Annotated in this window: 11 protein-coding genes; 2 read left to right on the forward strand and 9 right to left on the reverse strand. The window is 70.6% G+C overall.

Annotated elements, in window-relative coordinates:
• Positions 1-48 precede the first annotated feature (48 nt).
• Positions 49-1,173: a glycerate kinase gene (locus ACFIF2_RS05040; protein ID WP_395571386.1), complete on the forward strand. Its 1,125-nt coding sequence runs from the start codon at positions 49-51 to the stop codon at positions 1,171-1,173.
• 113 nt (positions 1,174-1,286) lie between these two features.
• Here ACFIF2_RS05040 and pssA read toward each other — a convergent pair whose 3' ends face one another.
• The 9 genes from pssA to ACFIF2_RS05085 all read right to left on the reverse strand — a co-directional run bounded on the left by pssA (position 1,287) and on the right by ACFIF2_RS05085 (position 12,105).
• Positions 1,287-2,105 carry a CDP-diacylglycerol--serine O-phosphatidyltransferase gene (pssA, locus tag ACFIF2_RS05045; protein WP_395571387.1) on the reverse strand — a complete coding sequence of 273 codons (819 nt, stop codon included), beginning with the start codon at positions 2,103-2,105 and terminating at the stop codon, positions 1,287-1,289.
• Positions 2,106-2,127: 22 nt separating this feature from the next.
• Positions 2,128-2,784 (reverse strand): phosphatidylserine decarboxylase, encoded by a 657-nt coding sequence (locus ACFIF2_RS05050; protein WP_395571388.1) that lies wholly within the window; start codon positions 2,782-2,784, stop codon positions 2,128-2,130.
• 170 nt (positions 2,785-2,954) lie between these two features.
• A complete protein-coding gene (locus ACFIF2_RS05055) occupies positions 2,955-4,160 on the reverse strand; it encodes an acyl-CoA dehydrogenase family protein (protein WP_395571255.1) in 1,206 nt (401 codons plus the stop codon).
• A complete protein-coding gene (locus tag ACFIF2_RS05060; protein WP_395571256.1) occupies positions 4,160-4,675 on the reverse strand; it encodes a MaoC family dehydratase in 516 nt (171 codons plus the stop codon). The genes ACFIF2_RS05055 and ACFIF2_RS05060 overlap by 1 nt, the downstream gene beginning before the upstream one ends.
• A 5-nt stretch (positions 4,676-4,680) precedes the next feature.
• Entirely contained in the window at positions 4,681-5,643 is a 963-nt protein-coding gene (locus tag ACFIF2_RS05065; RefSeq protein ID WP_395571257.1) for an HpcH/HpaI aldolase/citrate lyase family protein, read from the reverse strand.
• Positions 5,640-7,667: a protein meaA gene (locus ACFIF2_RS05070; protein ID WP_395571258.1), complete on the reverse strand. Its 2,028-nt coding sequence runs from the start codon at positions 7,665-7,667 to the stop codon at positions 5,640-5,642. The genes ACFIF2_RS05065 and ACFIF2_RS05070 overlap by 4 nt, the downstream gene beginning before the upstream one ends.
• Positions 7,668-7,677: 10 nt before the next feature.
• Entirely contained in the window at positions 7,678-9,021 is a 1,344-nt protein-coding gene (ccrA, locus tag ACFIF2_RS05075) for a crotonyl-CoA carboxylase/reductase (protein WP_395571259.1), read from the reverse strand.
• A gap of 326 nt (positions 9,022-9,347) precedes the next feature.
• The gene (locus ACFIF2_RS05080; protein ID WP_395571260.1) at positions 9,348-10,163 is read right to left on the reverse strand and encodes a TetR family transcriptional regulator; all 816 of its coding nucleotides are present in this window, start codon (positions 10,161-10,163) and stop codon (positions 9,348-9,350) included.
• A 136-nt stretch (positions 10,164-10,299) separates the two neighbouring features.
• The gene (locus ACFIF2_RS05085) at positions 10,300-12,105 is read right to left on the reverse strand and encodes a 3-hydroxyacyl-CoA dehydrogenase family protein (RefSeq protein ID WP_395571261.1); all 1,806 of its coding nucleotides are present in this window, start codon (positions 12,103-12,105) and stop codon (positions 10,300-10,302) included.
• A 381-nt stretch (positions 12,106-12,486) separates the two neighbouring features.
• Between ACFIF2_RS05085 and ACFIF2_RS05090 the strand changes: the two genes are divergently transcribed.
• Positions 12,487-13,080, forward strand: coding sequence for an adenylosuccinate lyase (locus ACFIF2_RS05090; protein WP_395571262.1), 594 nt, complete (start codon positions 12,487-12,489; stop codon positions 13,078-13,080).
• Positions 13,081-13,143: the final 63 nt, after the last annotated feature.

Here is a 13,143-nt window from a genome sequence, read left to right on the forward strand (position 1 = left end):
CAAGGGGAGAGCAAGGTGGCTGACGCTGCAGTGGACGGGACCCGCAGGGTGCTCGTCGCCGCGGACAAGTTCAAGGGGTCGCTGACGGCCGTCGAGGTCGCCGAGCGGGTGACGGCCGGGCTGCGCCGCGTCGTGCCGGACCTCGGTGTCGAGGCGCTGCCCGTGGCCGACGGCGGTGACGGCACCGTCGCCGCGGCGGTCGCGGCCGGTTTCGAGCGCCGGGAGGTCCGGGTCGCCGGGCCCCTCGGCGACGAGGTGACGGCGGCGTTCGCGCTGCGCGACGGCACCGCGGTGGTGGAGATGGCCGAGGCCAGTGGCCTGCAGCGGCTCCCGGAAGGCGTCCTGGCGGCGCTGACGGCGTCCACGTACGGCTCCGGCGAGCTGCTGCGGGCCGCGCTGGACGCGGGGGCGCGGACGATCGTGTTCGGCGTCGGCGGCAGCGCGACCACCGACGGCGGCGCCGGGATGCTGTCCGCGCTGGGCGCCCGGTTCCTGGACGGCGACGGTGAGCCGGTCGCGCCGGGCGGGGGCGCCCTCGCCGGCGTCGCCTCGGCCGACCTGACCGGACTGGACCCGCGGCTCTCGGACGTCGAGCTGGTTCTCGCCAGCGACGTCGACAACCCGCTGACCGGCCCGAAGGGCGCCCCGGCGGTTTACGGCCCGCAGAAGGGCGCCTCCGAGGACGACGTGGCGGCCCTGGACGCCGCCCTCGCGCACTTCGCGAAGGTGCTGGAGGAGACCGACGGCGTGGGCGCGCGGGCCGCCGAGTACGCGGCCTCGCCGGGCGCGGGCGCGGCGGGCGGCATCGGGTTCGGCGCGATGCTGCTGGGCGCGCGGTTCCGGCCCGGCATCGAGGTGATGCTGGACGTGCTCGGCTTCGCGCCGGCGCTGGAGCGGGCGGACCTCGTGATCACGGGCGAGGGCTCGCTGGACGAGCAGACCCTGCACGGCAAGGCCCCCGCGGGCGTCGCGGCGGCGGCGCGGGCCGCGGGCAAGGAGGTCGTCGCGGTGTGCGGGCGCCTCGCGCTGGCGCCGGAGGTGCTGGGGCGGGCCGGGATCCGGCGGGCGTACCCGCTGACGGACGTCGAGCCGGACGTGGCGAAGTGCATCGCCGAGGCGGGGCCCATCCTGGAGCGGGTGGCGGAGCGGATCGGCCGGGACTTCCTGGCGTAGCCAGGCCCGGGGGTCTGGGGGCGGAACCCCCAGGGCGACCCCGCCCACGCCGGACCACCGGGAAAGCGGAGGGCCCCGGACCCATCCGGGTCCGGGGCCCACTCGGCGGAGCGCTACGGCAACTGCGCCGCCCGCGCCTCCCGCCGGTTGTCACGGAAATTGTTCACCTTGCGAGCGGTGGCGAACAGCGGGATCACCGCGCCCATCACCAGCTGCAGCGCACACCCCGTCTGGAGCAGCAGCTGCCCGCTCGGCGCGTCGAAGGCCCAGCCGGCCAGCAGCCCCATCGACAGGACGATCCACGACAGCATCGCCACCGCGAGGCGGCCCCGCGGCTTCGGGTACTCCACCCGGCTCACCATCAGCCACGCGGTACCGATGATCGCCAGCAGCGTCGCCACGAAGGGCAGCTCCAGCAGCACGATCGACACCACCGTCAGCGCCCCGAACGGCGACGGCATGCCCTGGAAGGTGCCGTCCTTGACGGTGACGCAGGAGAACCGCGCGAGCCTCAGCACCACCGCCAGCAGCACCACGATCGCCCCCACCGCCGCCACGCGCTGGTAGGCGTCGTCCGCGACCATGCCGTAGACGAGGACGAAGTACGCCGGGGCCAGCCCGAAGCTGATGAGGTCGGACAGGTTGTCCAGCTCGGCGCCCATCGGGGACGAGCGGAGCTTGCGGGCGACCAGACCGTCGAACAGGTCGAAGATCGCCGCGCACAGCATCAGGATGACCGCGGTGGCGGCGCTGTGCCGGGCCATGCCCGACTCGTCGCTGCCCATGAGGTGCGGGATGAGGATGCCGGTGGTGGTGAAGTACACCGCCATGAAGCCGCACGTGGCGTTGCCGAGGGTGAGGGTGTCCGCTATCGACAGGCGCAGCGAGAGGGGCATCTCCTCCTCGTCGTCCACGTCGTCGGCCTCGGGCACCCAGCCGGCCTGGGTCTGCGGATCAACCACGGTCAATGCGAGTCACCCCAGCCACCGTCTTCTGACCCACTTCGACCGCGACCTCGACGCCCTCCGGCAGGTACAGGTCGACGCGCGAACCGAAGCGGATCAGACCGACCCGCTCGCCCTGCTCGACCTTGGTGCCCTGCGGCACGTAGGGGACGATGCGGCGGGCGACCGCGCCGGCGATCTGGATCATCTCGATGTCGCCCAGCTCGGTGTCGAAGTGCCACACCACGCGCTCGTTGTTCTCGCTCTCCTTGTTGAAGGCGGGAACGAAGCCACCGGGAATGTGCTCGACCGACGTCACCGTGCCCGCCAGGGGCGCGCGGTTGACGTGGACGTTGAGCGGGCTCATGAAGATCGCGACGCGGGTGCGCCCGTCCTTCCACGGCATGATGCTCTGCACCACACCGTCGGCGGGCGAGATGACCCTGCCCTGCGTGATCTCGCGCTCGGGGTCGCGGAAGAACCACAGCATCCCCGCCGCGAGCGCGGTGGCGGGAACGGCGACGGCCTTGGCGGCGCCGGAGCGGCGGGCGCCAAGGAGGCTGACGGCTGCGGTGGCGACGGTCGGCAGAAGCCACGGCGATGCTCCGCGCGCGAGGCGTACGCCGGCCAGGCTGTCGCGAGATGCAGAGGTTTGGCTGTGGGGCATGGATGACCTTCGTAGCGGATGATGCCGCACACTGACGGGGGACGGCGGCTTTCCGGCGATCGTAGCGGCTTCCCGCCGCAACTGGGTAAGCCAGGAAGCCGAGTCGGCGGCCGAACGGTGCCTACGGGGTGTGACCTTCTTCTCCAAGAAAACACCCCGTATCCGGACATCTAACCCTGGAACCGATACTCTTCGAGCAGTCGGCGGCCGATGATCATTTTCTGGATCTCGGCGGTGCCTTCACCGATCAGGAGCATGGGAGCCTCGCGGTAGAGCCGCTCGATCTCGTACTCCTTGGAGAAGCCGTACCCGCCGTGGATCCGGAAGGCGTCCTCCACGACCTCCTTGCAATACTCGGATGCGAGGTACTTGGCCATCCCCGCTTCCAGGTCGTTTCGTTCGCCCGAGTCCTTTTTGCGTGCGGCGTTCACCATCATGGCATGCGCCGCCTCCACCTTGGTAGCCATCTCCGCGAGCTTGAACTGAATGGCCTGGTGCTGGGCGATCTGCTTGCCGAAAGTGTGACGCTGCTGGGCGTACCGGACGCCCAGCTCGAAGGCACGCTGAGCGACGCCGCAGCCACGCGCCGCGACGTTGACGCGGCCCACCTCGACGCCGTCCATCATTTGGTAAAAACCCCGGCCGGTGACCCCGCCGAGCACCCGGTCGGCGGGAACGCGCAGGCCGTCCATGATGAGCTCGGTGGTGTCGACGCCCTTGTAGCCCATCTTGTCGATCTTGCCGGGGATGGTCAGGCCGGGTCGGACCTCGCCGAAGCCCGGCTCCTTCTCCACCAGGAAGGTCGTCATCGACTTGTGCGGCGCGGTGCCCTCGGGGTGACCCTCGTCACTTTTCACCAGAACGGCCACCAACGACGACGTACCGCCGTTCGTGAGCCACATCTTCTGGCCGTTCAGGACGTACTCCTCGCCGTCCTTCACCGCCTTGGAGGAGATCGCCGAGACGTCGGAGCCCAGCGCCGGCTCCGACATCGAGAAGGCGCCCCTGATGTCGCCGGCGGCCATGCGGGGCAGGAAGTGGTCCTTCTGCTCCTGGGTGCCGTGCTGCTTGAGCATGTACGCCACGATGAAGTGCGTGTTGATGATGCCGGACACCGACATCCAGCCCCGGGCGATCTCCTCCACGCACAGCGCGTAGGTCAGGAGCGACTCGCCGAGGCCCCCGTACTCCTCCGGGATCATCAGGCCGAACAGGCCCAGCTCCTTGAGCCCGTCGACGATGTCCTGCGGGTACTCGTCCCGGTGCTCCAGCTCGGTCGCGACCGGGATGATCTCCTTGTCCACGAAGTCCCGGACGGTCGACAGGATCTCCTGCTGGATGTCCGTGAGACCGGCGGTCTGGGCGAGTCGCGCCATTACTGCTTCCCCTGTTCCTTCAGTTCGGGGCGGCCCGGCTGCTCGCCGCCGCGCTCCTTGACGTACGTCTCGGTGGGCACCATCACCTTGCGGCGGAAGACGCACACCAGCGTGCCGTCCTGCTTGTAGCCCTTGGTCTCCACGTGCACGATGCCGCGGTCGTTCTTCGACTTCGACGGCCACTTGTCGAGCACCGTGGTCTGGCCGTAGATCGTGTCGCCGTGGAAGGTCGGTGCCACGTGCTTGAGCGACTCGATCTCCAGGTTGGCGATCGCCTTGCCGGAGACGTCCGGCACGGACATGCCGAGCAGGAGCGAGTAGACGTAGTTGCCCACCACCACGTTCTTGCCGAAGTCCGTGGTCTTCTCGGCGTAGTTGGTGTCCATGTGGAGCGGGTGGTGGTTCATGGTGAGGAGGCAGAAGAGGTGGTCGTCGTACTCCGTGACCGTCTTGCCCGGCCAGTGCTTGTACGTCGCACCGACCTCGAACTCCTCGTAGGTCCGTCCGAACTGCATCGCCCTCAGCCCTCCGGGATCTCGAACTTGCTGGTGCGCGTCATGCCGGCGGCACGTCCCTTGCCGGAGACGACCAGGGCCATCTTGCGGCTGGCCTCGTCGATCATCTCGTCGCCGAGCATCGCGGAGCCCTTCTTGCCGCCCGCCTCGGACGTGTAGTAGTCGTACGCGTCCAGGATCAGTTCGGCGTGGTCGTAGTCCTCCTGGGAGGGAGAGAAGATCTCGTTGGACGCCTCGACCTGGCCCGGGTGCAGCACCCACTTGCCGTCGAAGCCGAGGGCGGCGGCGCGCTGCGCGACTTCGCGGTAGCCGTCGACGTTGCGGATCTGGAGGTAGGGGCCGTCGATCGCCTGGAGGTTGTTGGCGCGGGCGGCCATCAGGATCTTCATCAGGATGTAGTGGTAGGCGTCCGCCGGGTAGCCGGGCGGCTGCTCGCCCACGACCAGGGACTTCATGTTGATGGACGCCATGAAGTCGGCCGGGCCGAAGATGATGGTCTCCACGCGCGGGGAGGCCTGCGCGATCTCGTTGACGTTGTTCAGGCCCTGCGCGTTCTCGATCTGCGCCTCGATGCCGATCCGGCCGACCTCGAAGCCCATCGTCTTCTCGATCTGGGTGAGCAGCAGGTCGAGGGCGACGACCTGCTGGGCGTCCTGGACCTTCGGCAGCATGATGCAGTCGAGGTTGGGGCCCGCGCCCTCCACCACCGTCACGACGTCGCGGTACGTCCACTCGGTCGTCCAGTCGTTGACGCGCACGACGCGGGTCTTGCCGGTCCAGTCGCCCTCGTTGAGGAACTTGACGATGGTGTGCCGGGCCTCCGGCTTCGCGAGCGGCGCGCAGGCGTCCTCCAGGTCGAGGAAGACCTGGTCGGCGGGGAGGCCCTGGGCCTTCTCCAGGAAGCGCGGGTTCGAGCCGGGCACGGCCAGGCAGGAACGCCGGGGGCGAAGGCGGTTGACGGTCGTCATGCGGGGACCTCCAGGGGGTCGAGCTTGTTCGCGGTGCGGATCTCGTCGACGATGCGGCCGATGATTCCGGTGATGTCGAAGTCCTTCGGGGTGAAGACCGCGGCCACTCCGGCGGCCCGCAGCAGTTCGGCGTCACCGTTCGGGATGATGCCACCGGCGATCACCGGTATATCTGTGGCGCCCGCCACATGCAGCCGTTCCAGCACGTCCGGGACCAGTTGGGCGTGCGAGCCGGAGAGGATGGACAGGCCCACCGCGTGCACGTCCTCGGCGAGGGCCGCGTCCACGATCTGCTCGGGAGTGAGCCGGATGCCCTGGTAGACCACCTCGAACCCGGCGTCGCGGGCGCGCACGGCGATCTGCTCGGCGCCGTTGGAGTGGCCGTCCAGGCCGGGCTTGCCGACCAGGAAGCGCAGCTTGCCGACGCCGAGGTCCCTGGCCGTCAGGTCCACCTTGCGGCGGACCTCGCCGAGCGCCGAGCCCTCCTCGGCCGCGATCGCCACCGGCGCCGACGAGACACCGGTCGGGGCGCGGAACTCGCCGAACACCTCGCGCAGCGCCCCGGCCCACTCGCCGGTCGTGACGCCGGCGCGGGCGCACTCCAGGGTGGCCTCCATGAGGTTGTCGGTGCCCTTGGCGGCCTCCTTCAGCTTCTCCAGCGCCTTGCAGGGGCGCGGGTGGTTGAAGGGCGGCTGGTACCGCGTGTCGCGCCAGTGCTGGAGCGAGGCGATGACGCGGGCCTCCACGGCCGGGTCGACGGTCTGGATCGCGGTGTCCAGGTCGGCGGTCAGCGGGTTGGGCTCGGTGCCCTCGAAGGCGTTGACACCGATGATCTTCTCCTCGCCGGACTCGATCCGCGCCCGGCGCTCGGCGTGCGAGGCGACCAGCTGCGACTTGAGGTAGCCGGACTCGACGGCGGCCATCGCGCCGCCCATCTCCTGGATGCGCTCGATCTCGGTGAGCGACTCCTCGACCAGTTCGGCCACCTTCGCCTCGACGACCTTCGAGCCCTCGAAGAGGTCGCCGTACTCCAGCAGGTCGCTCTCGTACGCCAGGACCTGCTGGATGCGCAGCGACCACTGCTGGTCCCAGGGGCGGGGCAGGCCGAGCGCCTCGTTCCAGGCCGGGAGCTGCACGGCACGCGCGCGGGCGTCCTTGGACAGGGTGACCGCGAGCATCTCCAGGACGATCCGCTGGACGTTGTTCTCCGGCTGCGCCTCGGTCAGACCGAGCGAGTTGACCTGGACGCCGTAGCGGAAGCGGCGGTGCTTGGGGTCCTCGATGCCGTACCGCTCGCGCGTGACGCGGTCCCAGATCCGCCCGAAGGCCCGCATCTTGCACATCTCCTCGACGAAGCGGACACCCGCGTTCACGAAGAAGGAGATGCGGCCGACCACGTCGCCCATGCGCTCCTGGGGCACCTGGCCGCTGTCGCGCACGGCGTCGAGCACGGCGATCGCGGTGGACATCGCGTACGCGATCTCCTGCACCGGCGTGGCGCCCGCCTCCTGCAGGTGGTAGCTGCAGATGTTGATCGGGTTCCACTTCGGCATGTGGGAGACCGTGTACGCGATCATGTCCGTCGTCAGCCGGAGCGACGGCCCCGGCGGGAAGACGTGCGTCCCCCGGGACAGGTACTCCTTGACGATGTCGTTCTGGGTCGTGCCGCTGAGCCGGGTGATGTCCGCGCCCTGCTCCTCGGCGACGACCTGGTAGAGCGCCAGCAGCCACATGGCCGTGGCGTTGATGGTCATCGAGGTGTTCATCCGCTCCAGGGGGATGTCCTGGAACAGCCGGCGCATGTCACCGAGGTGCGCGACCGGCACGCCGACCCGGCCGACCTCGCCGCGGGCGAGGACGTGGTCGGAGTCGTAGCCGGTCTGGGTCGGCAGGTCGAAGGCGACCGACAGACCCGTCTGCCCCTTGGCGAGGTTGCGCCGGTACAGCTCGTTGGACGCCTCGGCCGTGGAGTGACCGGCGTAGGTCCGCATCAGCCACGGCCGGTCCTTCTGACGCTCACTCATGCGGCGCTCCTCAGATGTTCCGGAAGCGGTTGATGGCGTCGATGTGCTGCGCGCGCTTCTCCTCGTCGCGCACGCCCAGGCCCTCCTCGGGCGCCAGGCACAGCACGCCGACCTTGCCCTGGTGGGCGTTGCGGTGGACGTCGTGGGCGGCCTGGCCGGTGTCCTCCAGGGAGTACACCTTGGAGAGCGTCGGGTGGATCTTGCCCTTGGCGATGAGGCGGTTGGCCTCCCAGGCCTCGCGGTAGTTGGCGAAGTGGGAGCCGATGATGCGCTTCAGGGACATCCACAGGTAGCGGTTGTCGTACTCGTGCATGTAGCCCGAGGTCGAGGCGCAGGTGGTGATGGTGCCGCCCTTGCGGGTGACGTAGACGCTCGCGCCGAAGGTCTCGCGGCCGGGGTGCTCGAAGACGATGTCGATGTCCTCGCCGCCGGTGAGTTCGCGGATGCGCTTGCCGAAGCGCTTCCACTCCTTCGGGTCCTGGGTGTTCTCGTCCTTCCAGAACTTGTAGCCCTCGGCGTTGCGGTCGATGATCGCCTCGGCGCCCATCGAGCGGCAGATCTCCGCCTTCTGCGGCGAGGAGACGACGCAGATCGGGTTGGCGCCGCCGGCCAGCGCGAACTGGGTGGCGTAGGAGCCGAGACCGCCGCTCGCGCCCCAGATCAGGACGTTGTCGCCCTGCTTCATCGCCGCGCCGTTGCGGGAGACCAGCTGGCGGTAGGCGGTGGAGTTGACCAGGCCCGGGGCGGCGGCCTCCTCCCAGCTGAGGTGCTTGGGCTTCGGCATCAGCTGGTTGGACTTGACCAGCGCGATCTCGGCGAGGCCGCCGAAGTTGGTCTCGAAGCCCCAGATCCGCTGCTCGGGGTCGAGCATCGTGTCGTTGTGGCCGTCGGAGGACTCCAGCTCGACGGAGAGGCAGTGCGCGACGACCTCGTCGCCCGGCTGCCAGGCGTTGACGCCCGGGCCGGTGCGCAGGACGACGCCGGCCAGGTCGGAGCCGATGATGTGGTACGGCAGGTCGTGCCGCTTGGCCAGCTCGTTGGTGCGGCCGTAGCGCTCCAGGAAGCCGAACGTCGACAGCGGCTCGAAGATCGAGGTCCACACCGAGTTGTAGTTGACCGAGGAGGCCATGACGGCCACCAGAGCCTCGCCCGGGCCCAGCTCGGGCACCGGCACCTCGTCCAGGTGGATCGACTTGCGCGGGTCCTTGTCGCGGGTCTCGAGGCCCGCGAACATCTCGGTCTCGTCCTTGTGCACGGTGATCGCGCGGTACGACTCGGGGAGCGGCAGGGCGGCGATGTCGGCCGGCGTGGATTCGGGCGACTGGATCGCGTCCAGGATGTCCTTCACTGTCACGGTGTTGCCTCCGGCGATGAGCGCCCTGAGGGAGGGGCGCTGAGGGTTACGTCGGTGCTGCTGAGGGTTGGTGGAAGGTGCCTGTGACGCAGGCGTTCGGGCGCGCAGGGGATGGGTGCGGGGACAGCCCGGACACCTTCAACGTATGACACCGCGTGTCACCCCGCAAGGCACTGAGTGCCAGAAATTCCACTCAGATGAAATCTTTACGTAACAGATGAGCGATGATCGATCGAATGCCGTCTTGAGTGGGGTGGAAAAGGGGCGCCGACATGCAAAAACGGCCACCCGGTGGGTGGCCGTCGTCACAGAGCAGAGGAGCCGGCTCAGCGCTCCTTGAGTGCCTGCTCGATGGTCCGCATGACCTCGTGCAGCGGTGCGTCGGTGCGCGCGACCGTCACCAGCACCTCGCCCCGCACGGAGGCCGTGGAGGCGGCCGGACGCGCGGCGGAGGCCGTGGAACGCCCCGCGCCGATGCCCGTGCCGAACGTCCGGCGCACGATCGCGAAGGCGTGGTCCAGCTGGCTCTCCACGTCCCCCTGCCCGCCCGCCCTGAGCCAGCGCCGCAGCACGTGGTTGTGCGCGGTGACCACGGCCGACGCCGCGACCTCCGCCAGCAGCGGGTCGTCGTTGGCGTCGTCGTCGTGCGCGTGCTCGTCGAAGTGGCCGAGCAGATAGCGGGTGAACAGGCGCTCGTAGCGGGCCACCGACGCGATCTCCGCCTCGCGCAGGGTGGGCACCTCGCGGGTCAGCTTGTAGCGGGCGACCGAGATCTCCGGCCGGGCCGCGTACATCTTCATGACTTCCTTGATGCCGCGGCACACCGTGTCGAGCGGGTGCTCGTGCGCGGGCGCCGCGTTGAGCACCGCCTCGGCGCGCACCAGGGTGTCGTCGTGGTCGGGGAAGATCGCCTCTTCCTTGGAGCGGAAGTGGCGGAAGAAGGTGCGGCGGGCGACGCCGGCCTGGGCCGCGATCTCGTCGACGGTGGTCGCCTCGTACCCCTTGGTCGCGAACAGCTCCATCGCCGCCGCCGCCAGCTCCCGGCGCATTTTGAGCCGCTGGGCGGCGGCCCGGCCGCCGGCCGCGCTCTCCGGCGCGTCGGGCGTGGCTGGTGTACGTGAGGACTTGGCGGGCTGGGACATGACCCGAACGTACTGCATGTGCGCTCGATCATGCGCGTGACCGGGGATTCCCCCGCCCGCCGGGGGCGGGGGAGAGCCGGCCGGATCGAGCAGTCCGCCCCAGTCCTCCTTCGACCGGAACCAGTCGCCCGGTCGCTCAGCGGCGGGCATATTCGCGGAAGCCCCGGCCCGTCTTGCGGCCGAGGCAGCCCGCGGCCACCAGGTGCTCCAGCAGCGGCGCCGGGGCCAGCCCCGGGTCGCGGAACTCGCGGTGCAGGACCTTCTCGATGGCGAGCGAGACGTCAAGACCGACCACGTCCAGCAGCTCGAAGGGTCCCATCGGGTAGCCGCCGCCCAGCTTCATCGCCGCGTCGATGTCGTCGAGCGTCGCGTAGTGCTCCTGCACCATCTTGACCGCGTTGTTGAGGTACGGGAACAGCAGCGCGTTCACGATGAACCCGGCCCGGTCGCCGCAGTCCACCGGGTGCTTCCTGACCTTGGCGCAGACCTCGCGGACGGTGGCGTGCACGTCGTCGGCGGTCAGCACCGTGCGGACCACCTCGACCAGCTTCATGGCCGGCGCCGGGTTGAAGAAGTGCATGCCGATCACGTCCTGCGGGCGCGAGGTGGCGCGGGCGCAGGCGACGACGGGCAGCGAGGAGGTGGTGGTGGCGAGCACCGCGCCGGGCTTGCAGACCTTGTCCAGCGTGCCGAACAGCTGCCGCTTGACCTCCAGGTCCTCGGCGACCGCCTCCACGGCCAGGTCCACGTCGGCGAAGTCGTCGTACGTCCCCGTCGGCGTGATCCGCTCCAGCGCCTGCGCGGCGGCCTCGGCGGTCAGCCGGCCCTTGTCGACACCGCGGGCCAGCGACTTGCCGATCCGGGCCTTGGCGGTCTCGGCCTTCTCCGCGCTGCGGGCGGCGAGGACGACCTCGTACCCCGCCTTGGCGAACACCTCCGCGATGCCGGACGCCATGGTGCCCGATCCGGCGACGCCGACGGAGCGCACGGGACGGCCCGGGACGGGGTCGTCGCCGGCGCGGGGGGTCAGGGAGTCGGGCACGACGACCGCGCTGCCCGGCGCCTCGTAGGTGTAGAAGCCGCGCCCGGCCTTGCGGCCCGTCAGGCCCGCCTCGCTGAGCTGCCTGAGGATCGGCGCCGGGGCGTGCAGCCGGTCGTGGGAGGCGGCGTACATGGCCTCCAGGACCGTGCGCGCGGTGTCCACGCCGATCAGGTCCAGCAGGGTCAGCGGGCCCATCGGAAGCCCGCAGCCCAGCCGCATCGCGGCGTCGATGTCCTCGCGGGAGGCGTAGTTCGCCTCGTACATCGCGGCGGCCTGGTTGAGGTACCCGAACAGCAGCCCGTCGGCGACGAACCCGGGCCGGTCGCCGACCGCGACGGGCTCCTTGCCGAGGTCCAGGGCGAGGTTGGTGACCGCGGTGACGGCGCCCGGCGCGGTCAGCACCGAGGAGACGACCTCCACCAGCTTCATCGCCGGGGCCGGGTTGAAGAAGTGCAGGCCCAGCACCCGCTCCGGACGGGCCGAGTCGGCGGCCAGCCGCGTCACGGACAGCGCGTTGGTGCCGGTCGCCAGGATCGTCTCCGGGCGCACGATCCCGTCCAGCTCCCGGAAGATCTGCTGCTTGACCTCGTACGACTCCGGCGCCACCTCGATCACCAGGTCGGCGTCGGCCGCCGCGCCCAGGTCGGTGGAGGTGCGGACGCGGGCGAGGGCGTCGGAGCGCTCCCGCTCGGTGAGGCGTCCGCGCTCGACGGCACGGGCGGTGGAGGCTTCCAGCGCGGCGACGGCGGTCGCGGCCTGCGCCTCGCTGATGTCGATGCCGACGACGTCGCGGCCGGCCCGGGCGAGGACCTCGGCGATGCCGGTGCCCATGGTGCCGAGGCCGACGACGGCGACGGTCCGGAGCGGGGACAGAGGGGTGTCGGACAGGGGAGTGGCCATCGCGGGACTCCAGGAATGAGGGTGACGACGGGAGCACGCCCGGCCGCGCCGAGGGGCGCACCGGGTGCGTGCCGAAGGGAGTGGAGTGCGGGTGTTGCCGGGCTGACTGGCGCACACGCCCGGTGCCGTCGCTCAGGGCGTGCACACGCCCGCGCGGCGGCGGTGGCCGACCGGCCCTGTCCCGAGGCCGAGTCGCACTGCGGTACCCGAAGTACCGGACCGACTGCTCTCCCGGCGGCCGCGTCACCAGACCACCGGGAGGAGTTATGGCGAGTGGGTAACTCGCTCGTCTGAGATTAACTCGCGGGTAACGAGCGCGCCAGCCCTCGGTGTTCGTGATGTACGTCCCACTCGCCGTGTGACGCCCCTAACCTCGGTGTCATGGACGAAGAGTTGCGAACGCTCACGGAGCGTTTACGGGCCGAGTCGGCGGCGTCGGGCGCGCCGGGGGCCGCGGCGGTGTACGACCGTCTCGTGGCGACCGGCGACCTGGACGAACTGGCCGCGGTGCTCACCGAGCCCCGGCAGCCGCTCTGGGCCCGGGAACTGGCCGCGTTCCGGCTGGGCGTGGCGGGGGACCGGCGGGCCTTCGAGTCCCTGGTCCTGCTCCTCAACCACCGCGACCCGCCGCGCTGCGCCTCGGCCGCCCACGCCCTCGCCCGCCTCGGCGACCCCCGCACCGCCCGCGCCGCCGCCGCCCTCGCCACCAACGAACTCCGGGTCGCCTACGCGCTGCACCCGGTGCGGCTGCTGGTCGAACTGCGCGCCCCCGAGGCCGTGCCCGCCCTGATCACCACCCTGGAACGGCGACTGCGCCCGCACGACCCGTACCGGCGTGTGGCCCTCGCCTGCGTCGACGGTCTCGGCACGCTCGGCGACGACCGGGCCGCCCCCGTCCTGAAGGACGCCCTGGCCCACCCGGCGCTGGCCGAGGCGGCGGTACGGGCGCTGGCGCGGATCCCGGGGCAGCGGTGAGCCGTCAGCCGTCAGCCGTCAGCGTGCAGCCGTCAGCCTTCAGCGGTGAGCCGCCGACCCGTA

Origin of the sequence: Streptomyces sp. BK79, assembly GCF_044142145.1 — a bacterium.
In the GTDB taxonomy this organism is placed as follows: Bacteria; Actinomycetota; Actinomycetes; order Streptomycetales; family Streptomycetaceae; genus Streptomyces.